Genomic DNA, 23,060 nt, shown 5'->3' on the forward strand with positions numbered 1-23,060 from the left:
GGGCCTTTGGGTGACATCGACAGGGGGCCCGAGCGGCACGGTGGCTCGTACCCCCGAGTAAGGGGCACGAGCCACCGGGACCTTGGTCCTGATTACGCAGCGTCAGCGGCGCAGATGTGCAAGGGATGCGCCCATAAGAGCGGCCCGTTCGGCGTTTCCGGGTACGTGCTCGAACCCGAAGCCGAGCAGCACGCTGTCACGCGCTGTGACGGCCGCGTAGGGCTTGTAGAGCTCCCCGGTACGGGCCCAGTCACCCGTGATGTTGGGGCTCCCGGGGGGCGCCGGAGCGACGCTCCAGGTGCCCAGCGAGGCCTCGAATCCCTCGGTCTGCGTGGCGTTGCCCCCTATCACGAGCTGGGCGTTGTCGGCAAACAGTCCGCGGCCCCCACTGGAGGGGTCGGTGATGGAGCTGAGCGACACCTCGATGGTCTTGCCCGCGTAGGCGCTCAGGTCGAAGGAGACGGGCTTCCAGCCGCCGGAGGATCCGGTGAAGCTGTTCCAGGCGCCGCTGGTGCCGGACGCCGTGCAGCCGGTCGCCGACTGCGTCAGGTAGTGGCGCAGGAACGGGTGGCCGTTGATGAAGAACCCGGCCCCGCACTCGGCGGGCACCGCCTGGGACGAGTTGCCGTTCGTGTCCGGGAGCGTGGTCCAGTCGTCGGCGCCGGTGGTGTGCGCCTCCAGGACGCCGTGGTCGTAGCCGGGCTCGAGGTTCCAGTTGAGCGCGAACCGCAGCTCCGGCTTGTCCGCGGCCGTGACCCCGGTCAGGTCGATGGTGCGGGTCAGCCGCTTCCAGTCCTGGTCGGCGTGGGACGCCGATGCCATGCCCTGGCCCTCGAAGGGCGCGTACGGGTTGGTGATCCCGGGGTAGCTGCCTGCCGCCGCGCTCTTGAACTGCGGGAACTTGTCGGCGGGCAGGGTGTCGGACGTGACGGTGTAGCGGCCCGCCTTGTCCAGGGGGTTGGTGTCGGCCGCGGCGAGCGGTGTCTTGACGCCGTTGAGTGCGCCGCTGCCCTCGAAGCTGGTGGCGCCGGGCGCCGAGAGGCGTTCGTACGCACCGAGGTAGTACTGCGCGAAGTCGTCGGATAGCGCGTCCCCGAGGTCCACGTCGGAGCCGGTGCGCTCACCGGACTCGATCAGCTTGCCGCCCTCGTTGAGGTAGGCGCGCAGGGCGAGTTGGGTGGCCGCCGACGGCACCGGGTCGCCGGTGTAGTGCACGACCGCGGAGAAGTGCGACAGGACGCCGAGCGGGTGCGGGGTGCCCTGCTTGGCGACGTCCCAGACCACAGCCGAACGGCCGTTGGCCTTGAGGGCGTCGACGTACTTCTGGGCCTGTGTCGCGGGAGCACCTTCCTCGGCGACGACGAGGGTGTTGGCCTTGGCCCGCTCGGTGACGGTGTAGGTGAAGTGCGGGCTCTCCGTGCGGCCCTTCTTGTTCCGGCCGGTGAACCACACCTCGACCTTGGCGCCCACGCGCGCGTCCTCGATCTCGGCGCGGTACTGGTCGAAGTGGATGTTGTCCTCACCGCCGTAGGTCTCGCCGCCCTTCCAGGCCTTGAGGTCCTCGTCCTGCGTACGGCCGCCGTTGACGCGGTAGTTGAGCTCCTTGTCCCGCACCGACTTGCGGGCGGTGACGGCGACCTCCTGGTCACCGCCGCGCGCGTACGACGTGGTGAAGGCGTCAGGGGTGAAGTCGGGGGCCTCGATGCCGGAGACGGAGACCGGCTGGTCGGGGTGGAGTGCGGTCTCGGCCACGGCGAGCGCGAACGGGACGTTCTTGGCGAACTCCTGCTGGATCAGCTTCTCGTCGTCCGGGAAGGTGAAGATCGAGGCGCAGTCCTCGGGCTTCCAGGGGTCGTTCGGGTCGAGGTTGGAGACCGTCTGGCAGGTGGACATCTCCGGCGTGAACATCGAGAAGCCGTTGACGTTGCCCGCGTGGCCGTCCGCCTCGCCGTTGGTGGTGTAGAGCTCGGAGGCGACCTGCGGGTGGTAGCCGGGGACTGCGGGCTTCTCCGGGGTGCCGTTCAGTGCCTTGTACAGGACGTCGTCCGGGGTCGGCGTGGCGACCTGCCAGCCCACTCCGTAGAGGAGCAGTTCGGCCGCGGAGTGGTAGTTGATCCCGTACGTGAAGCCGATGCGCTTCTGGAAGCGGTCCAGCGCCTTGGTCTCGGGCTCGGATATGGGGCCCGTGCCGCGGTAGGTCTCCGATGAGGCCGCCGGGGACGAACCCTCGTTGTCGTAGCCCCACTTGTAGGCGAAGTTGCGGTTGAGGTCGACGCCGTCGCCGGCCGCGATCTTGCCGTCGCCGTCGATGTCACGGAGGTTCTTGCGCCACTGGCGGTCGCCGTCGGCGGCGTGCGTGAAGTCGTAGCCGTCGGGGTTGGCGGAGAGCACGAACCACAGCTCGGTGGAGTCCACGAGCTTGGTGATGCGCTGGTCCTTGCCGTAGTTGTCGAGGTAGTGGTGCATCAGGCGGCGGGTCATCTCGGGGGTGATCCACTCGCGCGCGTGCTGGTTGGACATGTAGAGCGTGGACGGCTTGGAGCCGTCCTTGGACTTCTTGGCGCCCCTGGAGAGCTTGAGCGCGAGGATGTCCTGGCCCTTGAGGGTCTTGCCGATGGACACGACCTTGGTGAGGCCGGGGTTGGCCTGACCGGTCTTGACGATCTCCTCCTTGAGGCCGCCCTTGCCGCTGTACGGCCGGAACACGCCGTCCCCCGCGGCCTTGAGCTTCTGCGCCGTACTTGCGGACACCTTCTGCTCGGTGAGCTCGACGCCCTCACGCTCGACGCCCTTGGCCTGCGCCTCGGTCAGATAGACCTCGACGCGGGCGGTGCCGCGCTCGGGTGCCTGCCCCGCGAGCTCGTGGGCGTCCTGGCCCGCCTCGACGAGGATCGGGATCTGCTTCTTGGTGACCTCGGCCTCGTAGACCTTCACGGCCGCCGGATCGTCGGTGGCCGGGGCCTTCGCCCCGCTGTCGGCTTGGGCGTGCGGCACGGCGACGAGGCCGCCGACGAGCAGTGCGCCCGCGGCGACGACCGATCTGAAACCGGCCCTGGATCTCTTGGATCTCGCTCTTCGTCTCATGAGCCCCCCTTGCGGTTGTCCGGCACATTTGTGCGCGAACGCCAGGCTCGTGACACTTCATGATCATGTCAATATGGCGTGAAGGCCGACGCGAAAAGGACGCAAAGAAGCCGCCGGGGCCTCAGCGGCCCCGACGGCTTGCGTGACGTACGACGGCGGTCAGACCGCCATGTTGTCGGCGAGCTCCTCGCTCAGGTTGGACTCCGTACCCGGAATCCCCATGTCCTGCGCCCGCTTGTCCGCCATGGCGAGCAGCCGGCGGATACGGCCCGCGACCGCGTCCTTCGTCAGGACCGGCTCGGCGAGCGCGCCCAGCTCCTCCAGGGAGGCCTGCTTGTGCTCCATGCGCAGCCGTCCGGCCGCCGCGAGGTGCTCGGGGACCTCGTCGCCCAGGATCTCCAGGGCGCGCTGCACGCGGGCGCCCGCGGCGACGGCCGCGCGGGCCGAGCGGCGCAGGTTCGCGTCGTCGAAGTTCGCCAGGCGGTTGGCGGTGGCGCGCACCTCGCGGCGCATCCGCCGCTCTTCCCAGGCGAGCACCGACTCGTGGGCGCCGAGCCGCGTGAGCAGGGCGCCGATCGCGTCACCGTCCCTGACGACGACGCGGTCCACGCCGCGCACCTCACGGGCCTTGGCCGCGATCTGCAGCCTGCGCGCGGCGCCGACCAGGGCGAGCGCCGCCTCCGGCCCCGGGCAGGTCACCTCGAGCGACGAGGAACGCCCCGGTTCGGTCAGCGAGCCGTGCGCGAGGAACGCACCGCGCCACGCCGCCTCGGCGTCACAAGTGGCCCCCGAGACCACCTGCGGCGGCAGTCCTCTGATCGGGCGGCCACGGCCGTCCACCAGACCCGTCTGCCGGGCCAGCTGGTCGCCGCCCGCCACCACCCGAACGACGTAGCGCGAGCCGCGCCGCAGGCCGCCGGGAGCCATCACGATCAGCTCCGAGCTGTGCCCGAAGATCTCGAGAATGTCCCGCTTCAGCCGCCGCGCGGCCATCGCCGTGTCCAGCTCCGCCTCGATCACGATGCGGCCGCTCACCAGGTGAAGGCCGCCCGCGAACCGCAGGATGGCCGAGACCTCTGCCTTCCTGCAGCAGGTCCGGGTGACGGGAAGCCGGGAGATTTCGTCCTTCACCGCTGCCGTCATCGCCATGGGCCGATCCTTCCATGCATCCGAAAAATACGGTCGTACGCGGTGGCCAGGAGCTCCGGATCGTGCCTCGGAGTGCCATCGTGCCTGGCCACCGGCGCCAGCTCGACCGTGGCGCCGAGCCGCTTGGCGGCATCGGTGAGTGACTCACGGTCGGGCACGGCGGCGTCGTCGGCCAGCACCACGTCCAGGGCGAGTTTAGGGGCGTGTCGGGCCAAAACCTCCAAATGACGCTGCGGAGAGAAGCCATCGGTTTCACCGGGTTGTGGCGCGAGGTTGAGCGAGAGCACCCTGCGGGCCTTCGTCTCGATGAGCGCGTCGAGCAGTTCGGGGACCAGCAGATGGGGGATCACCGAGGAGAACCAGGAGCCGGGGCCGAGCACCACCCAGTCCGCGTCGAGCACGGCGGCGACCGCTTCGGGGACGGCCGGCGGGTCGTGCGGAACCAGGTGCACGGACTGCACCTCGCCCGGGGTGAGCGCCACCGTGGCCTGCCCGCGCACCGTGTCCACGTCCTCCGGGCGCTCCGGGTCGTGCCCCTTGACCAGGGCCTGGAGCTCCAGCGGCACCGCGGACATGGGCAGCACGCGGCCGTGCGCGCCGAGCAGCTTGCCGACCAGGTCGAGGGCCTGGACGTGGTCGCCGAGCTGCTCCCACAGGGCGACGATCAGCAGATTGCCGACCGCGTGCTCGTGCAGGGCGCCCTTGGACTGGAAGCGGTGCTGGATGACGCGGGCCCAGGTCTGGCCCCAGTCGTCGTCCCCGCACAGGGCGGCCAGCGCCTTGCGCAGATCGCCGGGCGGAAGGACGCCCAGCTCGTCGCGGAGCCGCCCGCTGGAGCCGCCGTCGTCGGCGACGGTGACGACGGCGGTGAGGTCACCGGTGATGCGGCGCAGCCCGGCCAGTGACGCGGACAGGCCCATCCCGCCGCCGAGCGCCACGACCTTGGGCTGGGTGCCCCGCTTGCGGCCCAGGCGGTTCAGCCGCAGGGAAGCCTTCACTCTCGCCCCATGTCCCGATGGACGAGGACGGTCTCGACGCCCTCGGACACGAGGCGCGCTGCGAGCTTCTCCGACATGGCGACGGAGCGGTGCTTGCCGCCCGTGCAGCCGACCGCGATCGTCACGTAACGCTTGCCCTCGCGGCGGTACCCCGCTGCGATGAGCTGGAGCAGCTCGGCGTACCGGTCGAGGAACTCCTTGGCCCCCGGCTGGTTGAAGACGTACGCCGCCACCTCTTCATTGAGCCCGGTGTACTGGCGCAGCTCCGGGACCCAGTGGGGGTTGGGCAAGAAGCGCATGTCCACGACGAGGTCCGCGTCGACCGGCAGGCCGTACTTGAAGCCGAAGGACATGACGGTGGCCCGCAGCTCGGGCTCCTCCTCGCCCGCGAACGAGGCGTCCATCTTGGCGCGCAGCTCGTGCACGTTCAGGCTGGAGGTGTCGATCACCAGGTCGGCGTCGCCGCGCAGCTCGCGCAGGAGCTCGCGCTCGGCCGCGATGCCGTCGACGATGCGGCCGTCGCCCTGCAGCGGGTGCGGGCGGCGCACCGACTCGAAGCGGCGCACCAGGGCGTCGTCCGAGGACTCCAGGAAGACGATCCGCCGGGTGACGTGCTTGGCCTCCAGGTCCGCGAGGGACTGGCGCAGATTGTCGAAGAAGCGGCGGCCCCGCACGTCGACGACGACCGCGATGCGGGCGACGTTCCCCTGCGAGCGGGCGCCGAGCTCCACCATGGTGGGGATCAGCGCGGGCGGCAGGTTGTCGACGACGAACCAGCCGAGGTCCTCGAGACACTTCGCCGCGGTGCTGCGTCCGGCTCCCGACATGCCGGAGATGATCACCAGCTCGGGGACCACCTCGGCGGTCTCACCTGGCGTGATGGTCGTGCCCGTACTCACTTGCTCGCCGCCTTCGTCGTGCTCGGTCATGTCTCCTGCCCCCGTCGTTCCTCTGAGGTGCCCGCGGACACGGGCTCCTCGCCGTCGCTCGAGGCTCCCGCAGACGCGGGCTCCTCCTCTTCAATGATCTCTCCGGTCGCCGTGTTCACGGCGGGCGCCACGGGTGCCGCGGCGGCCAGGGCCACGACGATCGCCTCGGCCGTCTTGCGGCCTATGCCCGGAACCTCGCAGATCTGGTCGATTGTCGCGGATCGCAGCTTCTTCACCGAACCGAAGTGCTTGATCAGTGTCTGCTTGCGCGCGTCGCCGAGGCCCGGCACGGCGTCCAGCGGCCCGGCCTTGAAGCGCTTGGCCCGCTTGGCCCGCTGGTACGTGATCGCGAAGCGGTGCGCCTCGTCGCGCACCCGCTGGAGAAGGTACAGGCCTTCACTGGTGCGCGGCAGGATCACCGGGTCGTCGTCGCCCGGCACCCAGACCTCTTCGAGGCGCTTGGCCAGGCCGCACACCGCGATGTCGTCGATGCCGAGCTCGTCGAGGGCCCGCTGGGCGGCCGCGACCTGCGGCTGGCCGCCGTCCACGACGACGAGCTGGGGCGGATAGGCGAAGCGCTTGGGGCGGCCGTCCTCCTCGGTGAGGCTCTCCGCCTCGCCGTCGGGCTCCCACTCCCCCGTCTTCTCCTTGTCGGAGAGATAGCGCTTGAAGCGGCGCGTGAGCACCTCGTGCATGGAGCGGACGTCGTCCTGGCCCTCGAAGCCCTTGATCTGGAAGCGCCTGTACTCGCTCTTGCGTGCGAGGCCGTCCTCGAACACGACCATCGAGGCCACGACGTCGTCACCCTGCAGATGCGAGATGTCGTAGCACTCGATGCGCAGCGGGGCGCTGTCCAGTTCGAGCGCCTCGGCGATCTCCTCCAGGGCGCGGGAGCGGGTCGTCAGGTCGGAGGCGCGCTTGGTCTTGTGCAGGACGAGCGACTGCTGGGCGTTGCGCGCCACGGTCTCCATGAGCGCCTTCTTGTCGCCGCGCTGCGGGATGCGCAGCGAGACGTTCGAACCGCGTCGCTCGGTGAGCCACTCCTGGACGGGCTCTATGGGCTCGGGCAGCGCGGGGACGAGCACTTCCTTCGGTACGGAGTCCCCGCTCTCCTCTCCATAGAGCTGCTGAAGGGCGTGCTCGACGAGGTCGCCGCTGGTGACCGCCTCGACCTTGTCGGTGACCCAGCCGCGCTGACCGCGCACGCGGCCGCCGCGGACGTGGAAGATCTGGACGGCCGCCTCCAGCTCGTCCTCGGCGAGGGCGATGAGGTCGGCGTCCGTGGCGTCGGCGAGGACGACGGCGCTCTTCTCCATGGCCTTCTTGAGGGCGCCGATGTCGTCGCGCAGACGGGCCGCCTTCTCGTACTCCATGTCCTCCGCGGCGTCCGCCATCTGCCGCTCGATGCGGCGGATGTACGCACCCGTGCGGCCCGTCATGAACTCGCAGAAGTCCTCGGCGAGTTCGCGGTGCTCCTGCGGGGAGACCCGCTCCACGCAGGGCGCCGCGCACTTGCCGATGTAGCCGAGGAGGCAGGGGCGGCCGGTGCGCTCGGCGTTCTTGAAGACGCCGGCCGAGCAGGTGCGGACGGGGAAGACCCGCAGGAGGAGGTCCACGGTGTCGCGGATCGCCCACGCGTGGCCGTAGGGACCGAAGTAGCGGACGCCCTTCTTCTTGTGGCCGCGCATCACCTGCACGCGCGGGAACTCCTCGTTCATCGTCACCGCGAGGTACGGATAGCTCTTGTCGTCGCGGTACTTGACGTTGAACCGGGGGTCGTACTCCTTGATCCAGGAGTATTCGAGCTGCAGCGCCTCGACCTCGGTGGAGACCACGGTCCACTCGACGGAGGCCGCAGTCGTCACCATCGTGGCGGTGCGCGGGTGCAGGTTCGTCAGGTCCTGGAAGTAGCTGGCCAGGCGCTGGCGGAGGCTTTTCGCCTTGCCGACGTAGATCACCCGGCGGTGTTCGTCGCGGAACCGATAGACCCCCGGCGAGTCGGGGATCTGTCCCGGCTTGGGGCGGTAGCTGGAGGGGTCTGCCATGCTCCACACCCTACTGGCGGGGGCTGACAGTCAGAGGCTTGAGGGGGCTGTCCTGCCCTTCCTCCCCTGGGCCCACCCGCCCCTCGGGGCGGGTGGGCGGGGAAGCCCCGGCCTCAGGCCGGGGGCGGGTCAGCCGTGCTGCCGGGCGCGACGGCGCAGAGCGGCCCCCGCGGCGAGGCCGAGGGCGACCAGGGCACCCGCTCCTGCCACGGAGGAGGCGACCGTGACGGGCCCCGCGGGGGACGGTTCAGAGGCCCGCTCCTTCGGGGCGAAGCCACCCGCCTTGCCGGACTTCGCGTACGCGGAGCCGGGCAGCTTGTCGGCGTACGCGGCGTGCACACGCTTCTGATAGGCGGCGACCGAGGCCCCGCCCGAGCCCACGGCACGCACCGCGTCGGCGTCCAGCGGCAGCACACGCCCCCGCCCCTGCACGTACCAGGCATTGATCTGCGGCTCGTGGAAGACGGTGCCCCCGGGGAGCTTGTCGGCGCCCACGCGCGCGTAGTGCGTCTCGTCGTCCCCGGTGGCGATGTTCACGACCCGCCAGGAGCCGCCCTGCTTCACGGTCCACAGGGAGGCCTCCTGCCCGTCGGAGGAGACCGCCTTGCTGGCCAGGAACTCCACGCGGGAGATCGGCGCGCCTTTCTTTCCGGCGACGAACTCCGGGGAGAGGTAGCGCACGGGAACGGCGTCGCCGCCCTGCACGCGCGGGTCCGCCGCGGCCTTGCTGACAGCCCCCTCCCGTGCGAAGAAGCGGGAGAGCGTGTCGAGGGTCTTGGGGGCGGCCGCGGCATCGTGAGCCGCTTCGAGCGAGGCGTCCGAAGGCCCGGAGTCCGCGGTGGCGTGCGGCGCCGCGAGGCCGAGCAGCAGGGTGGCGGCCGAGCCGGCGAGCGCCGCCCTCAGCAGGTGCCGGGGAAGGGGACGCGGAAGGGAAGGGGAAAGGTGACGGTTCATCGCGCTCACGCCCCGATCCGGTACAGCGAGTGGGTCCAGGAGAAGGTGTTGTTGTTGACGTACCAGCTGTGCGAGGCCCAGTTGTAGCGGTCGTTCGACGGCCATGGATCGCCCCAGTAGACCCAGCTGCTCGCGTCGTCGTACCCGTAGAGGACATGCATGTGACCGCCGCCGTTCGACCACTGGATGCGGGTCTCGACCGGACGGCCCGCATTGATCTCGGCCTGCACGGTCGGGTAGCGCAGCCAGCCGCTGACGTACGAACCGGCATTGATGCCCGCCCAGTCCAGGCCGTTCTGGACGTCGCCGAGCGTGGCCTGCGAGTTGGGGCACTCGGTGTTCTGGCTGCGCCCGAAGGCCGCGTTGCAGAACTGGTTCTGGCTGTACTTCTTGCCGTAGAAGGTGGCGATCGTGTTCCCGGCCGCCGCCCAGCACCAGTTGGTCTTCTGCTGGGCCTGCATCGTGATGTTCAGCCGCTTGGCGGCCAGGAGGGAAGGGGCGTCGGTGCCGGTGCCCGGCGCGGAGGCGGACGGCGGGCTGTCGGGGGCAGCCGTGGCCGTGGCTGCCGGTGCGGCCACCAGGGCCGCCGCCACCAAGGCGAGCGCGGACAACCGTCTGTGTCCGCTGTATCTGCTGATTCGTTGGCGCATCGCGTTCCTCCCAAGCGGGGGGTGAGGGGGTGGAGGAGCGCGTCCGGACGCTGCGATTGAGCATCGAGTGTTGTCGGGTACGGGTCAACAAGGTTCAATGCGGGATTACTTGGGCCGTGAACGGCGGCGTACGTATGTGAACACCCCTCGTACGCCCACCTGGTGGCCCGCCCCGACCGGCGCGTACGCCCGGACGACCGATGTGAATGTTCACAGAAGGGCCTTGCGATGCGGCACGGCACACAGCTCGCGGACGGCGCGCCTGCGGACCTGGAGGCCGCGCTGCGCACCGGCCCCTTCCACGTGGCGCTGCGGGCCGCGATCGCCGCACGGCGCCTTCCCCTGCAACGCGTACGGCATCATCTCGCGCGCCAGGGCGTCAACGTCGGCGTGACGAGCCTGAGTTACTGGCAGCAGGGTGCGCGACGCCCCCAGCGCACCGAGTCGCTCCGTGCCGTGCGCGCCCTGGAGGAGATCCTCCAGCTCCCCGAGGAGTCACTGATCCGGCTGCTCGCCAAGCCCTCCGGCCACCCCGACTGCGAACGCCCCGCCGCCCGCTCCTACCGCTCCCTCCTGGAGGCGTCCGACGTCCTCCAGGAGCTGATCACCGAGCTCGGCTCGCCGCTCGACGGGGGCCTGCACACCGTCGGCCACCACGAGCGGGTGCGGATCGGCGGGCGCCGCGAGCTGCTCGGCCGCGACTCGCAGCACGTCGTGCGCGCCCACCGGGACGGCGTGGACCGCTACCTCGCGATCTACCGCGGCGACCCCGGCTGCGTACCGGAACGCATCGGCGTGCACGCCCTGGAGAACTGCCGCACGGGGCGCGTGCGCCTGCACCACGAGACGGGGGTGCTCGTCGCCGAGCTGCTGTTCGACGCACGCCTGCGCGCGGGCGACACGCATCTGTTCCGCTACGGCTTCGAGGACGGCACGGCGGGGCCGGCCACCGAGTACTTCCGTGGCTTCAGCTTCGCGGGCGGGCAGTACGCGCTCCAGGTGCGCTTCGACGAGGACGCGCTGCCCGTACGCTGCCACCGCTTCGCCCAGCATTCGGCCGCCGCGCCGCGCGGTGGACGCCAGGAGCTGACGCTGAGCGGCAGCCATCGGTCGGTGCACCTGGTGGAGACGCAGGTGCGGGCGGGGATCCTGGGGATCGCGTGGGACTGGGAGTGAGCCGCCGCCCGCGGATTCCGGGCTAGGCCCCGGGTCCCGCGACGATCTTGCCGTCCTCCACCTTCACCGGCAGCTCCTGCAGCGGCCTGACGGCCGGGTCGTGCAGCACCTTGCCGTTCGTGGCGTCGAACTGGCTTCCGTGGCAGGGGCAGATGAGCTTGTGCCCCTCCAGCTTGTTGATGGGGCACTTGGCGTGCGTGCAGATCGTGCTGAACGCCTTGTACTCGTCGTCCGAGATGCGGCTCACGACCACGTTCTCGTCGGTGTAGAGCTTCGACGCGCCGACCTTCACCTCGTCGGACCCGCCCAGGTCCACCGGCGCGGTCGGCGCCGAACGATTGGAGCCACCGCCGTCGCCGCCGGACGAGCAGGCCGTGATCCCCAGGCCGGCGGCCGGGGCGAGAGCGGCGACGCGCAACACCGTGCGGCGGGCGGGGGGCGGCGTACCGGGCATGGAATCTCCACAGTTCAGGCGCTTCGGTGACGGATCAGACCATACCGGTGAGGTGCCCTGTGCCCGCGTTGGGCGCGGCCGTGCCCGAGTGCCGCCCGTGCCGGGCCGGGCGCCCCGGGAAGCCCTAGCCTGTGGCGGAAGCTGGGGGAACACGACCGCTGAACCAGGCCCGCAGACGAACCAGGCCCGCAGAGCCGCGACCGCAGAGCCGAGAGGAACCACCCGTGATCGTCGTCGCCGGAGAGGCCCTGATCGACCTCGTCCCGCAGGAGTCCGCCGATGCCTCGGCCAGTGCCTCGGCCGGTTCCTCGGCCGGTGGTGATGCCGGGCTGCCTGCGCTCGCCCCGCGGCTCGGCGGCGGCCCGTACAACACCGCGGTGGCCCTCGGCCGTCTCGGCTCCCCCGTCACCTTCTGCTCGCGGATCTCGGCGGACGCGTTCGGCGACGCGCTGGTCGACGGGCTGCGGACCGCGGGGGTCGACGTGTCGTACGTCCAGCGGGGCGCCGAGCCGACGACGCTCGCGGTGGCCTCGATCGGCGCGGACGGCTCCGCCGGTTACTCCTTCTACGTCGAGGGCACGGCGGACCGCCTCTTCACGGCCCCGGAGCGGCTGCCCGACGGCGTACGCGCGGTGTCGTTCGGCACGTGCTCACTCGTCCTCGAACCGGGCGCGAGCGCCTACGAGGAGCTGATGCGCAGGGAGGCGGCGCGGGGCGTCTTCACGGCCCTCGACCCCAATGTCCGTGCGGGACTGATCCCGGACGCCGACGCCTACCGGGCCCGGTTCAAGAGCTGGCTGCCGTCGGTCTCGCTGCTCAAGCTGTCGGAGGACGACGCGAGTTGGCTCGGCGGCACACCGCGCGAGTGGCTCGCGTCCGGCCCCGGCGCTGTGGTGATCACGCGGGGCGGCAAGGGTCTCACCGTCGTCACGCGGGACGGCGGGGAGTGGTCGGTGCCGGGCGAGCCGGTCGACGTGGTGGACACCATCGGGGCGGGCGACACGGTCAACGCGGCCCTGCTGCACGAGCTTTGCGCACGGGACGCGCTCTCGGCCGATGCGCTCTCCGGGCTCGGCGCGGACAGCTGGGGCGAGGTCCTGCGCTTCGCCGCACGCGCGGCTGCCGTCACGGTGTCCCGCGCGGGGGCTGAGCCGCCGTACGCGGCGGAGCTGGGGTAGGGCGCTCAGCCCGTCACCGCGCGAAGGCCGCCGGGCTGGCGGCCGTTGAGGCGGTCGAGCGCGGCCGACGAGGCGTCGTCGGCCGGCAGGTGGACGACCAGGCGCTGGCCGTCGGCGTCGGGCAGCGTCAGCGTCTCGTACGAAAGCCGCACCGCACCGACCGCCGGGTGCTCCATGCGTTCGACTCCGCTGCGCCGGGGCAGCCGCGGCACGGCCGCCATGCGGTCCGCGAACGGGGCGCCGGCTATGACGGTCAACTCGTCGGCGAATCCCTCGGCGTGGGGGTCGGTCAGCATGGACTCGGCCCGGAGCGAGGCGACCTGCTCGTCGGCGAAGCTGTCCCACTCGGGGTAGGCGGCGCGGGCCCGCTCGTCGGTGAAGAGGAACCGGATGAGGTTGGGCCGCTCGTCGTCGAGGAGGCCGATCGGCCCCATGATCCGCTCATAGCCCGATGTGTACGCGAGGACGTCGCTGAGCCGGTTGAACAGGACGGCGGGGGTGGGCTCCATGCGGTCGATGAGCGCCCGCACGGTGGGGCGCACCGAGTGGGACGGCGCGCTCGCCGTCGGGCAGCACGGATCGCCGCTCGTCTCCTTCTCCAGGCGGCGCAGGTGGAAGCGCTCCTCCACCGACAGCCGCAGGGCATCCGCGAGCGCGCCCATCACCTGCGGGGACGGGTGGCGGTCCCTGCCCTGTTCCAGGCGGGCGAGGTACTCGACGCTGACGCCGGCGAGCGTGGCGACCTCGGAGCGGCGCAGGCCCGGCGTGCGGCGCCGGGGGCCGGTCGGCAGCCCGACTTCGGCAGGCGTGACCGCTTCACGGCAGGTGCGCAGGAAGGTGCCCAGCTCGTTGTCGCTCACCGGCCGAACGTACCAGCGGTCGCCGCCCCGGATCGTGGCCCTGTCACTACCAGTCTCGGCTCGGCCTTCCTCGGGTGCGGGCGGCCTCGCATCGTGGACGGCATGACTTCTGACACGAGCACTGCCGCTTCGACGACCGCGCTTCCCCTCCCCGCGGGGGACTGGGAGATCGACCCGTTCCACTCCGCCGTCAACTTCACCATCCGCCACCTCGGGATCTCGAAGGTGCGGGGGCGGTTCGCCGAGGTGACGGCCGGTCTGGTGGTGGGCGAGAGCGCCGAGACCTCGTCGGTGACGGCGACCATCGACCTGGCGTCGATCGACACCGGCAACAAGGACCGTGACGCGCATGTCCGCGCGCCTGACCTGCTGGACGTCGAACGCCGGCCCACGATGACGTTCCGCTCGACGCGGGTCGTCGGCAAGGACGAGGAGTGGACGCTGGAGGGCGACCTGACCATCGGCGACGTGACGAAGCCGATCACGCTCGCCGTCGAGTTCGGCGGGGTCCAGGCCTTCCCGGGCTCCCCGCGGCGGCATGCGGGGTTCGAGGCGACCGGGGAGATCAAGCGCAGCGACTACGGACTCGACTTCGGCGCCGGACTGCTCGGTGACGTGGTGAAGATCCAGCTGGACATGCAGTTCCTGGAGCCGGAGGACGCGCCCGCCGAGGCCTAGTCAGCGGGCGGTCGCGTCTCCCCCGCTGTCCGTGAAGGCTCCGTGCCGCCCCTCCCCCGCGGCGAACCTGGCCGCGCCGTCGCCCGCGTCGACGAGGGACCGCAGACCGTGGCGCAGCTCGCCCGCCATCGCGTCCTCCTCGGTCAGGCCTCCCTGTTCCCGCACGGACAGCCGGTCGTTGCGGAGGCAGGCCTGGGGGAACGCGGCGATCTCCGCTGCGAGGCGTTCGGCCGCCGCGCGGGACGTGCCCGGTGGCACGGTCCGGTTGACCAGGCCCATCGCGAGGGCCTCGGCGGCGGGGACGGGGCGGCCGGTGAGCACGAGGTCCATGGCCCGGCTCTCCCCGATGAGCCGAGGAAGCCGCACCGTACCGCCGTCGATGAGCGGGACGCCCCAGCGGCGGCAGAAGACTCCGAGTACGGCGTCCTCGTCGGCGACCCTCAGATCGCACCAGAGCGCCAGCTCCAGGCCTCCGGCGACCGCGTGTCCGGAGATCGCGGCGATGACGGGCTTGGAAAGACGCATGCGGGTGGGCCCCATGGGCCCGTCGCCCTTCTCGGCGACCTCGTTCCCGGCGGGCGTTCCGATGGCCTTGAGGTCCGCACCGGCGCAGAAGGTGCCGCCCTCGCCCCACAGCACGGCGACCGACGCGCCGGGGTCGGCGTCGAAGGCGCGGAACGCGTCGGCGAGTGCCTGTGCGGTGGGCCCGTCCACCGCGTTCCGCACATCGGGGCGGGACAGCACGATGGTCGTTACCGCGCCTTCGCGTTCAGTACGTACGGTCATGCGGCCCAGGCGACCACGGCAAAGGGCCGCCGGACAAGGGTTCTCCCTTGTCCGGCGGCTCCGTCAGGCCTTACGGGCCTTGGTCGTCTTCTTGGCGGCAGCCTTCTTCGGGGCGGCCTTCTTGGCAGCGGAGGTCTTGGCAGCGGCGGTCTTGGCCGTGGCCTTGGCCGTGGCCTTGGCCGTGGCCTTGGCCGCCGCCTGCTTCTTCACCGCCGCCGAGGCCACCACCTTCTTCGCCGCGGCCTTCCGCGCCGGTGCCCGCCCCTGCGAAGGAATCTCCGGCACGAGGATGTTCTGCAGGAACTTGCCCGTGTGGCTCGTCGGGACCCCGGCGACCTCCTCGGGCGTGCCCTCGGCGACGACCAGACCGCCGCCGTTGCCACCCTCGGGACCCATGTCGACGACCCAGTCCGCGGTCTTGATGACGTCGAGGTTGTGCTCGATGACGATGACCGTGTTGCCCTTGTCGACCAGGCCGGACAGGACCGTGATCAGCTTGCTGATGTCCTCGAAGTGCAGGCCGGTGGTCGGCTCGTCCAGGACGTAGACGGTCCGTCCCGTCGAGCGCTTCTGGAGCTCGGAGGCCAGCTTCACGCGCTGGGCCTCGCCGCCCGAGAGGGTCGGCGCGGACTGGCCGAGCCGGACGTACCCGAGCCCCACGTCGTTGAGCGTGCGCAGGTGCCGCGAAATGGCGGGCACCGCCTCGAAGAAGTCGAGCGCCTCCTCGATCGGCATGTCCAGGACCTCGGCGATGGACTTGCCCTTGTAGTGGACGTCCAGCGTCTCGCGGTTGTAGCGCGCCCCGTGGCAGACCTCGCAGGGGACGTACACATCCGGGAGGAAGTTCATCTCGATCTTGATCGTGCCGTCGCCGGAGCAGTTCTCGCAGCGACCGCCCTTGACGTTGAAGGAGAAGCGGCCGGGGAGATAGCCACGGACCTTCGCCTCCATCGTCTCCGCGAACAGCTTGCGGACGTGGTCGAAGACTCCGGTGTACGTCGCCGGGTTCGACCGCGGGGTGCGGCCGATGGGCGACTGGTCGACGTGCACGACCTTGTCGACGAGGTCGTCGCCGTCCACGCGCGTGTGCCGCCCGGGGACGGAGCGCGCGCCGTTCAGCTCGCGCGCCAGGTGCGTGTAGAGGATGTCGTTCACGAGCGTCGACTTGCCGGAGCCCGAGACACCCGTGACGGCGGTGAGGACGCCGAGCGGGAAGGAGACCTCGATGTCCTGGAGGTTGTTCTCCTTGGCCCCGTGCACCGTCAGCCGGCGGGAGGGGTCCGCGGGGCGGCGGATCTCCGGCACCGGGATGGACTTCTTGCCCGACAGATACTGCCCGGTCACCGAGTCCGGGTTGGCGAGCAGCTCCTTCATGGAGCCGCTGTGCACGACCTTGCCGCCGTGCTCGCCCGCGCCGGGGCCGATGTCGACGACCCAGTCGGCGACCTTGATGGTGTCCTCGTCGTGCTCGACGACGATGAGCGTGTTGCCCATGTCGCGCAGGCGCACGAGGGTCTCGATCAGGCGGTGGTTGTCGCGCTGGTGCAGGCCGATGGACGGCTCGTCCAGTACGTACAGGACGCCGACGAGGCCCGAGCCGATCTGCGTGGCCAGGCGGATGCGCTGGGCCTCGCCTCCGGAGAGGGTGCCCGCAGCGCGGTTGAGCGAGAGATAGTCCAGGCCGACGTCGACCAGGAACCTCAGCCGTTCGTTGACCTCCTTCAGGACGCGCTCGGCGATCTTCTTGTCGCGGGCGCCCAGCTTCAGCTCGGCGAGGAAGTCCGCGCAGTCGCTGATGGACATCGCGGCGACCTCGGCGATGGACCTGCCCATGACCGTGACGGCCAGGACGATCGGCTTGAGTCGCGTGCCCTCACACGTGGGGCAGGGCACCTCGCGCATGTAGCCCTCGAAGCGCTCACGGCTCGTGTCGCTCTCGGCCTCGCTGTGGCGGCGCTTGACGAAGGGGACGGCGCCTTCGAAGGCGGTGGTGTACACCCGCTCACGGCCGTACCGGTTCCTGTAGCGCACCTCGATCTGCGTCTTGTGGCCGTGCAGGAGTGCCTTCTTGGCGCGCTGCGGGAGCCCGGCCCAGGGCATGTCAGTGGCGAAACCGAGGGCGTCGGCGAGGGCTCCGACGAGCCGGCCGAAGTAGTCCTTGGTGTGGCCGTGCGACCAGGGGTGGATGGCGCCCTCGTCGAGCGACTTGTCCTCGTCCGGGACGATCAGCTCGGGGTCGACCTCCATGCGCGTGCCGATGCCGGAGCAGTCCGGGCAGGCGCCGAAGGGCGAGTTGAAGGAGAAGGAGCGGGGCTCAAGCTCCTCGAAGGACAGGTCGTCGTACGCGCAGTACAGGTGCTCCGAGTACATGCGCTCGCGCTCGGGGTCGTCCTCGGGGAGGTCGACGAAGTCCAGGACGACCATGCCGCCTGCCAGGCCGAGCGCGGTCTCCACGGAGTCGGTCAGGCGGCGCTTGGCGGAGTCCTTCACCGTGAGGCGGTCGATGACCACCTCGATGGTGTGCTTCTCCTGCTTCTTCAGCGTGGGCGGCTCGGAGAGCTGGATCGTCGTGCCGTCGACCCGCGCGCGGCTGTAGCCCTTGGTCTGGAGGTCGGCGAAGAGGTCGACGAACTCTCCCTTGCGCTCGCGCACCAGCGGCGAGAGGACCTGGAAGCGGCTGCCTTCCGGCAGCTCCAGGACCTTGTCGACGATGGCCTGCGGCGACTGCCGGGCGATGGGGCGCCCGCACTCGGGGCAGTGCGGCTTGCCGATGCGCGCGAAGAGCAGGCGGAGGTAGTCATAGACCTCGGTGATGGTGCCGACCGTGGAGCGCGGGTTGCGCGAGGTCGACTTCTGGTCGATGGAGACCGCGGGCGAGAGGCCCTCGATGAAGTCGACGTCCGGCTTGTCCATCTGACCGAGGAACTGCCGGGCGTACGAGGACAGCGATTCCACGTACCGCCGCTGGCCCTCGGCGAAGATCGTGTCGAACGCGAGCGAGGACTTGCCCGACCCGGAGAGCCCGGTGAAGACGATGAGGGAGTCGCGCGGGAGGTCGAGCGAGACGTTCTTGAGATTGTGCTCGCGCGCGCCACGGACGATGAGACGGTCGGCCACGCCGGTCCGCACCTTTCTTGAGAGAAGTGACAGGGGCGGGACCCCCGTCATTCACAGACTAGGGCGAGCCACTGACAACGCCGGGACGGATGCCCTGGGTGATAACAAACCCGGACTGCCAAGAATGCCCGATGCCGCACTCGACCATATAGCACGTGCATTCGATTTGCGGTGCTGCTCCGGCACCTTCACCCGAACGTGTGGCGCGGCTATCGTCGGGCGCATGATTGATCATGTGCGCGACCTGGCGTCTGTACGTGACGCGACCGACCGGCTGCTCACCGCAGCCGCGAAACTGAACAACGATTCGACCGCCGAGCCGTCACGCCTTCCCGGCTGGACCCGTGGCCACGTCCTCGCCCATCTCGCCCGGAACGCGGACGCGCTCGTCAATGTCCTCGCCGGGCGGCCCATGTACGTCAGCGGCGACGCACGGGACGCCGACATCGAGCGGGACGCGCCGCGGCCGCCGGCCGAGCAGCTGGAGGACGTCCGCGAGAGCGCGGCGCGCTTCGAGGCGCAGGCCGCGGTCCCCGCCGACTGGTCCCGCACCATCGAGATGCGCAACGGAGTCACCGACTCCGCGTCGCGGGTGCCGTTCCGGCGGTGGGTCGAGGTCGAACTGCACCATGTCGATCTGGGGATCGGGTACGAGCTGGAGGACCTGCCGGAGGAGTTCGTGCAGCGGGAGATCGCGTTCCTCGCGGCGCGTTTCTCGGGGAACCCCGATGTGCCGCCCACCCGCGTCACGGACGGCACGCACGCGTGGCGCACCGGCCGGGACGGCGAGCCCGAGGTCACCGTCTCCGGCCCCGCGTCCGACGTGGTGGGCTGGCTCTCCGGCCGTCGCGACGGCTCCGCGTTGACGGCCGAAGGCGGCCTCCTGCCCTCCCTGCCCCCGCTATAGGCTGAGGAACATGACGTACAGCGGAGCAGTGAAGGTCGGCGGCGGCGCGGACGTGCACGAGCTGCAGGACCTGATGATCTCGAAGGTCGCGGTCGGTCCGATGGACAACAACGCCTATCTGCTGCGCTGCCGGGACACCGGCGAGCAGCTCCTGATCGACGCGGCGAACGACTCCGCGACACTGCTCACGCTGATCGGTGACGACGGCATCGCGTCCGTCGTCACCACCCATCAGCACGGCGACCACTGGCAGGCCCTCGCCGAGGTCGTCGCGGCGACCGGCGCCCGGACCTTCGCGGGCCGCGAGGACACCGTCGGCATCCCGGTGCCCACGGACGTCCCGCTCGTGGACGGCGACACCGTCCAGGTCGGCCGGGTACCGCTCACCGCGCGCCACCTGGTGGGCCACACACCGGGCTCGATCGCCCTCGTGTACGACGACCCGCACGGTCACCCGCACGTCTTCACCGGCGACTGCCTCTTCCCCGGTGGCATCGGCAACACGCACCAGGACCCACAGGCCTTCGCGCGCCTCCTGGACGACGTCGAGACGAAGATCTTCGGTGCGCTGCCCGACGAGACCTGGGTCTATCCCGGCCACGGGAACGACACGACGCTGGGCACCGAGCGCCCGCACCTCGCGGAGTGGCGTCAGCGCGGTTGGTGAGCCGCGCCCGTCGACGGGATCAGGCCGCGCCCAGCAGCGCGGCCACCCGCTCCACGGCGAACGCGTACCCCTGCACCCCGCACCCGGCGATGACACCGTCGGCACGCTGGGAGACGTACGAGTGGTGCCGGAACGCCTCCCGCTGATGGATGTTGGAGATGTGGACCTCCAACACCGGCAGTCCGTCACAGGTGTTGAGCGCGTCCAGGATCGCGACCGACGTGTGCGAGTAGGCGGCGGGGTTGATGACGATCCCCGCGTGGTGCTCGCGCGCCTCGTGGATCCAGTCCACCAACTGCCCCTCGTGGTTGCTCTGCCGCAGGTCCACGGTGCCACCGTGCGCCGCCGCGGCCTTGGCGCACAGCGCCTCGACGTCGGCGAGGGTGTCGGAGCCGTAGATCTCGGGCTGGCGCTGGCCGAGCAGGTTCAGATTGGGGCCGTTCAGGATCATGATCGGGGCGTTGGCAAGAGTGCGCGTCATGCCGTCAGCGTACTGACGAACCTCTCCGCGCCTCCGCACGCCCCCGTAACCGGCCGTCACAGCGGGTAGTTGACGCGGCATGCGCAAGACCCACTCCCCTGCTGGGACTCCTCCCGGTACTCCTTCCCTGCCACGGCTCGCGGCCGCCTCGCTCGCCGGGACCGCCATCGAGTTCTACGACTTCTTCATCTACGGGACGGCCGCGGCCCTCGTTCTCGGGCCCCTGTTCTTCCCGACGTTCTCGCCGCTGGCGGGAACTCTCGCCGCCTTCGCGACATTCGGAGTGGGCTTCGTGGCGCGGCCCCTGGGGTCCGTCCTCTTCGGGCACATCGGTGACCGGCGCGGGCGGCGGCCCGTACTCGTCGGCTCGCTGCTCCTGACGGGCCTCGCCACGGTCGCCGTCGGCTGTGTGCCCACGTACGACTCGATCGGGACGGCCGCTCCGGTGCTGCTCCTCGTGCTGCGGTTCCTGCAGGGACTCGGGCTCGGCGGGGAGTGGGGCGGGGCGGTGCTGCTGACCGCCGAGCACGCGCCGGCCGAGCGGCGCGGGCTGTGGGCGAGCTTTCCGCAGATGGGGCCCTCGCTCGGGTTCCTCCTCGCCAACGGGATCATGCTGGTCCTCTCGGCGACCCTCACCGACGCGCAGTTCGCGTCCTGGGGATGGCGTGTGCCGTTCTGGGCGGCGGGCGTGCTCGCGGCGGCCGGGCTCGCGTTGCGCACGTCCCTCGCGGAGAGTCCGAGCTTCCTGGAACTGCGGGAGCACGCGCGCGTGCCGCTCGCCGAAGTGGTGCGCGACCACTGGCGGCTCGTGCTGCTCACGGCGGGCGCGCTGGCCGTCGGGTACGCCGTGTTCTACGCCGTGACGACCTGGTCCCTCGCCTACGCGGTGGAGCGGCTCGACGTGAGCCGTACGGTCATGCTCGCCTGCATCATGGCGGCGGTCGTGGTGAAGGGCGCGCTCACACCCGTGGCCGCGGTGCTCGGCGACCGGTACGGACGGCGGCCCCTGTGCCTGCTGGGATGCGCGCTCTCGGCGCTGTGGATGTTCCCGATGATCGCGCTGCTCGCGACCGGCGAGCCGCTGCTGATGTTCCTCGGGTTCCTGGTGGCGATGCTCGCGTTCATCACGATGTTCGCCGTGATCGCCGCGTATCTGCCCGAGCTGTACGAGCCGCGGGTGCGCTGCACGGGCGCCGCGGTCGGCTACAACCTGGGCGGGGTCCTGGGCGGCGCGCTCACCCCGATCGTGGCGACGGCGGTGGCGCGGGGCGAGGGCACGCCGTGGGGTGTGGCGCTGTATCTGACGGCGGTGGCACTGCTGAGCCTCGGCTGTTTCGCCCTGCTGCCCGAGACGCGGCCGGTTCCGGAACCGGCGCCCGTCACGGCGTGACGGAGGCCCACTGGGTGATCACCGGATCACGGGCTGAGCACCGGCTCACGGCGTGACCGCGAGCTCCAAGTACGCCGCGAACAGCACCAGATGGACCCCGCCCTGCAAAAGCGTGGCGCGCCCCGGCACGACCGTGAGCGTGCCGACAACCACGGTGAGCGCGAGCAGCACCATGTGGGTCGGGCCGAGCCCGAGCACCAGCGGCCCGGAGAGCCACACCGAGGCGACCGCGACGGCCGGGATGGTCAGCCCGATGCTGGCCATCGCGGACCCGAGGGCGAGGTTGAGGCTGGTCTGCACCCGGTCGCGGCGGGTGGCGCGCACGGCGGCGATCGTCTCCGGGAGCAGCACGAGCAGCGCGATGATCACGCCGACCACGGAGTGCGGCATGCCCGCGCTCTCCACGCCGGACTCGATGGTCGGCGAGACCCCCTTGGCGAGGCCGACCACGCCGATCAGGGCGAGGGCGAGCAGCCCCACGCTGAGCAGCGCGGTGCGACTTGAGGGCCCTGAGGCGTCCTCGGAGTCGATCACCTCGCCCTTGCGGGTGATCGGCAGGAAGTACTCGCGGTGCCGCACGGTCTGGGTCGTCACGAAGAGGCCGTACAGAACGAGCGAGGCGAGAGCCGCGAAGGTGAGCTGCGCCGTGGAGAACTCCGGGCCCTGCTTGGTCGTGGTGAAGGTCGGCAGGACGAGGCTGAGGGTGGCGAGCGTGGCGACGGTCGCCAGGGCGGCGCCGGTGCCCTCGGACTGGAAGATGACCACGCGATGGCGGAGGGCGCCCACCAGGAGGCACAGCCCGATGATGCCGTTGCAGGTGATCATCACGGCGGCGAAGACGGTGTCGCGGGCCAGTGTGGCGCTCTTGTCGCCGCCGTCGGCCATGAGGGTGACGATCAGCGCGACCTCGATGATCGTCACGGCGACCGCGAGGACGAGCGAGCCGAAGGGCTCACCGACGCGGTGCGCGATCACCTCGGCGTGGTGCACGGCCGCGAGCACGGCCCCGGCGAGCACGAGCGTCACCACGGCCACGACCGCGCCCGGCACATCGCGTCCCCAGGTGAAGGCGAGCAGCACGACGGCGAGGACCGGCACGGCCGCCGTCCACTGTGTGGCGAGCGCCCGGAGCCGAGTGATCATGCCTCCGATGCTGCACCGGACGCCTGGGCTCCGCTACTTCAGCTCTGTCATCTCCCGTACGTCGCAGTCCGTGAAGGACGGACCGCTGGTGCACAGCGCGGCGAGCCGCTCGGCCATCGTCGCCGTCTCGGGAGCGTCGCTGTTGCGCTGCGCGTCCTCGGCCGACGCGAACTCGATGAGTACGTAGAAGCGGCGGGGGTTGCCCCGGTCCTGAAGGACGAGGCGGTGCGTGGGGCCGCCCTCGCGGCCCGGCGCCTGCTGGTCCGCCTGCTGGTCCGCCTGCTCGACCAGGGCCCGCATGTCGTCGATGCGGTCGGTCTCGAACTCGATCATCTGGACGAACTTCATGGATCCAAGCAAGCACGGGGTGTGGCCCGCGGCAATCCGCCGCGGGCCACACCCCGTGCTGGTAAC

Annotated in this window: 20 protein-coding genes; 6 read left to right on the forward strand and 14 right to left on the reverse strand. The window is 70.8% G+C overall.

What is annotated here, in order from left to right:
* Positions 1-102: 102 nt before the first annotated feature.
* The 7 genes from AC07AG_RS34390 to AC07AG_RS34420 all read right to left on the reverse strand — a co-directional run bounded on the left by AC07AG_RS34390 (position 103) and on the right by AC07AG_RS34420 (position 9,809).
* Positions 103-3,084 (reverse strand): M14 family metallopeptidase, encoded by a 2,982-nt coding sequence (locus AC07AG_RS34390; protein ID WP_478760209.1) that lies wholly within the window; start codon positions 3,082-3,084, stop codon positions 103-105.
* Positions 3,085-3,243: 159 nt separating this feature from the next.
* Complete coding sequence (whiA, locus tag AC07AG_RS34395; protein ID WP_249590613.1) at positions 3,244-4,233, reverse strand: DNA-binding protein WhiA; 990 nt, start codon at positions 4,231-4,233, stop codon at positions 3,244-3,246.
* Positions 4,224-5,339 (reverse strand): gluconeogenesis factor YvcK family protein, encoded by a 1,116-nt coding sequence (locus tag AC07AG_RS34400; RefSeq protein WP_478760640.1) that lies wholly within the window; start codon positions 5,337-5,339, stop codon positions 4,224-4,226. The genes whiA and AC07AG_RS34400 overlap by 10 nt, the downstream gene beginning before the upstream one ends.
* Positions 5,228-6,160, reverse strand: a complete 933-nt coding sequence (gene rapZ, locus AC07AG_RS34405) for an RNase adapter RapZ (protein WP_351162052.1) — start codon at positions 6,158-6,160, stop codon at positions 5,228-5,230. Before rapZ ends, AC07AG_RS34400 begins: the two co-directional genes overlap by 112 nt.
* Positions 6,157-8,205: an excinuclease ABC subunit UvrC gene (gene uvrC / locus AC07AG_RS34410; protein ID WP_478760211.1), complete on the reverse strand. Its 2,049-nt coding sequence runs from the start codon at positions 8,203-8,205 to the stop codon at positions 6,157-6,159. Before uvrC ends, rapZ begins: the two co-directional genes overlap by 4 nt.
* Positions 8,206-8,334: 129 nt before the next feature.
* A complete protein-coding gene (locus tag AC07AG_RS34415; RefSeq protein WP_478760213.1) occupies positions 8,335-9,159 on the reverse strand; it encodes a hypothetical protein in 825 nt (274 codons plus the stop codon).
* A gap of 5 nt (positions 9,160-9,164) precedes the next feature.
* Positions 9,165-9,809, reverse strand: coding sequence for a papain-like cysteine protease family protein (locus AC07AG_RS34420; RefSeq protein ID WP_478760214.1), 645 nt, complete (start codon positions 9,807-9,809; stop codon positions 9,165-9,167).
* A gap of 228 nt (positions 9,810-10,037) precedes the next feature.
* Between AC07AG_RS34420 and AC07AG_RS34425 the strand changes: the two genes are divergently transcribed.
* The gene (locus AC07AG_RS34425) at positions 10,038-10,985 is read left to right on the forward strand and encodes a hypothetical protein (protein WP_478760216.1); all 948 of its coding nucleotides are present in this window, start codon (positions 10,038-10,040) and stop codon (positions 10,983-10,985) included.
* Positions 10,986-11,007: 22 nt separating this feature from the next.
* On the opposite strand, the gene AC07AG_RS34430 is transcribed toward AC07AG_RS34425, so the two are convergent.
* Positions 11,008-11,439: a Rieske (2Fe-2S) protein gene (locus tag AC07AG_RS34430; RefSeq protein WP_478760217.1), complete on the reverse strand. Its 432-nt coding sequence runs from the start codon at positions 11,437-11,439 to the stop codon at positions 11,008-11,010.
* 224 nt (positions 11,440-11,663) lie between these two features.
* Between AC07AG_RS34430 and AC07AG_RS34435 the strand changes: the two genes are divergently transcribed.
* Positions 11,664-12,617 carry a carbohydrate kinase family protein gene (locus AC07AG_RS34435; protein WP_478760219.1) on the forward strand — a complete coding sequence of 318 codons (954 nt, stop codon included), beginning with the start codon at positions 11,664-11,666 and terminating at the stop codon, positions 12,615-12,617.
* A 5-nt stretch (positions 12,618-12,622) separates the two neighbouring features.
* Here the strand turns inward: AC07AG_RS34435 and AC07AG_RS34440 are convergent, their stop codons facing one another.
* Complete coding sequence (locus tag AC07AG_RS34440; RefSeq protein ID WP_478760220.1) at positions 12,623-13,477, reverse strand: helix-turn-helix domain-containing protein; 855 nt, start codon at positions 13,475-13,477, stop codon at positions 12,623-12,625.
* 102 nt (positions 13,478-13,579) lie between these two features.
* Between AC07AG_RS34440 and AC07AG_RS34445 the strand changes: the two genes are divergently transcribed.
* The gene (locus AC07AG_RS34445) at positions 13,580-14,155 is read left to right on the forward strand and encodes a YceI family protein (protein ID WP_478760222.1); all 576 of its coding nucleotides are present in this window, start codon (positions 13,580-13,582) and stop codon (positions 14,153-14,155) included.
* Here the strand turns inward: AC07AG_RS34445 and AC07AG_RS34450 are convergent, their stop codons facing one another.
* Together AC07AG_RS34450 and uvrA are read right to left on the reverse strand one after the other, a co-directional pair.
* Complete coding sequence (locus AC07AG_RS34450; RefSeq protein ID WP_478760224.1) at positions 14,156-14,941, reverse strand: crotonase/enoyl-CoA hydratase family protein; 786 nt, start codon at positions 14,939-14,941, stop codon at positions 14,156-14,158.
* 63 nt (positions 14,942-15,004) lie between these two features.
* Positions 15,005-18,058, reverse strand: a complete 3,054-nt coding sequence (uvrA, locus tag AC07AG_RS34455) for an excinuclease ABC subunit UvrA (protein WP_478760226.1) — start codon at positions 18,056-18,058, stop codon at positions 15,005-15,007.
* A gap of 223 nt (positions 18,059-18,281) precedes the next feature.
* Between uvrA and AC07AG_RS34460 the strand changes: the two genes are divergently transcribed.
* Together AC07AG_RS34460 and AC07AG_RS34465 are read left to right on the forward strand one after the other, a co-directional pair.
* Positions 18,282-18,965 carry a maleylpyruvate isomerase family mycothiol-dependent enzyme gene (locus AC07AG_RS34460; protein WP_478760228.1) on the forward strand — a complete coding sequence of 228 codons (684 nt, stop codon included), beginning with the start codon at positions 18,282-18,284 and terminating at the stop codon, positions 18,963-18,965.
* Between the two features lie 10 nt (positions 18,966-18,975).
* Complete coding sequence (locus tag AC07AG_RS34465) at positions 18,976-19,632, forward strand: MBL fold metallo-hydrolase (protein ID WP_478760230.1); 657 nt, start codon at positions 18,976-18,978, stop codon at positions 19,630-19,632.
* 19 nt (positions 19,633-19,651) lie between these two features.
* Here AC07AG_RS34465 and aroQ read toward each other — a convergent pair whose 3' ends face one another.
* On the reverse strand, positions 19,652-20,113 hold the full coding sequence (gene aroQ, locus AC07AG_RS34470) for a type II 3-dehydroquinate dehydratase (protein ID WP_249590599.1): 462 nt from the start codon (positions 20,111-20,113) through the stop codon (positions 19,652-19,654).
* Positions 20,114-20,192: 79 nt separating this feature from the next.
* On the opposite strand from aroQ, the gene AC07AG_RS34475 reads away from it, so the two are divergent.
* On the forward strand, positions 20,193-21,503 hold the full coding sequence (locus AC07AG_RS34475) for an MFS transporter (protein ID WP_478760232.1): 1,311 nt from the start codon (positions 20,193-20,195) through the stop codon (positions 21,501-21,503).
* 45 nt (positions 21,504-21,548) lie between these two features.
* On the opposite strand, the gene AC07AG_RS34480 is transcribed toward AC07AG_RS34475, so the two are convergent.
* Both AC07AG_RS34480 and AC07AG_RS34485 read right to left on the reverse strand, forming a co-directional pair.
* Positions 21,549-22,646, reverse strand: a complete 1,098-nt coding sequence (locus AC07AG_RS34480; RefSeq protein WP_478760234.1) for a calcium:cation antiporter — start codon at positions 22,644-22,646, stop codon at positions 21,549-21,551.
* Between the two features lie 33 nt (positions 22,647-22,679).
* The gene (locus AC07AG_RS34485; RefSeq protein ID WP_478760236.1) at positions 22,680-22,994 is read right to left on the reverse strand and encodes a hypothetical protein; all 315 of its coding nucleotides are present in this window, start codon (positions 22,992-22,994) and stop codon (positions 22,680-22,682) included.
* Positions 22,995-23,060: the final 66 nt, after the last annotated feature.

Source organism: Streptomyces sp. NPDC044044 (genome assembly GCF_056434405.1).

Coding starts and splice junctions, on each gene's coding strand:
- AC07AG_RS34445 (WP_478760222.1), top strand. CDS start 13,580: ATGACTTCTGACACGAGCACTGCCGCTTCGACGACCGCGCTTCCCCTC.
- AC07AG_RS34420 (WP_478760214.1), bottom strand. CDS start 9,809: ATGCGCCAACGAATCAGCAGATACAGCGGACACAGACGGTTGTCCGCG.
- AC07AG_RS34390 (WP_478760209.1), bottom strand. CDS start 3,084: ATGAGACGAAGAGCGAGATCCAAGAGATCCAGGGCCGGTTTCAGATCG.
- AC07AG_RS34465 (WP_478760230.1), top strand. CDS start 18,976: ATGACGTACAGCGGAGCAGTGAAGGTCGGCGGCGGCGCGGACGTGCAC.
- rapZ (WP_351162052.1), bottom strand. CDS start 6,160: ATGACCGAGCACGACGAAGGCGGCGAGCAAGTGAGTACGGGCACGACC.
- AC07AG_RS34430 (WP_478760217.1), bottom strand. CDS start 11,439: ATGCCCGGTACGCCGCCCCCCGCCCGCCGCACGGTGTTGCGCGTCGCC.
- uvrC (WP_478760211.1), bottom strand. CDS start 8,205: ATGGCAGACCCCTCCAGCTACCGCCCCAAGCCGGGACAGATCCCCGAC.
- AC07AG_RS34460 (WP_478760228.1), top strand. CDS start 18,282: ATGATTGATCATGTGCGCGACCTGGCGTCTGTACGTGACGCGACCGAC.
- aroQ (WP_249590599.1), bottom strand. CDS start 20,113: ATGACGCGCACTCTTGCCAACGCCCCGATCATGATCCTGAACGGCCCC.
- AC07AG_RS34425 (WP_478760216.1), top strand. CDS start 10,038: ATGCGGCACGGCACACAGCTCGCGGACGGCGCGCCTGCGGACCTGGAG.
- AC07AG_RS34485 (WP_478760236.1), bottom strand. CDS start 22,994: ATGAAGTTCGTCCAGATGATCGAGTTCGAGACCGACCGCATCGACGAC.
- AC07AG_RS34475 (WP_478760232.1), top strand. CDS start 20,193: ATGCGCAAGACCCACTCCCCTGCTGGGACTCCTCCCGGTACTCCTTCC.
- whiA (WP_249590613.1), bottom strand. CDS start 4,233: ATGGCGATGACGGCAGCGGTGAAGGACGAAATCTCCCGGCTTCCCGTC.
- AC07AG_RS34480 (WP_478760234.1), bottom strand. CDS start 22,646: ATGATCACTCGGCTCCGGGCGCTCGCCACACAGTGGACGGCGGCCGTG.
- AC07AG_RS34450 (WP_478760224.1), bottom strand. CDS start 14,941: ATGACCGTACGTACTGAACGCGAAGGCGCGGTAACGACCATCGTGCTG.
- AC07AG_RS34415 (WP_478760213.1), bottom strand. CDS start 9,159: ATGAACCGTCACCTTTCCCCTTCCCTTCCGCGTCCCCTTCCCCGGCAC.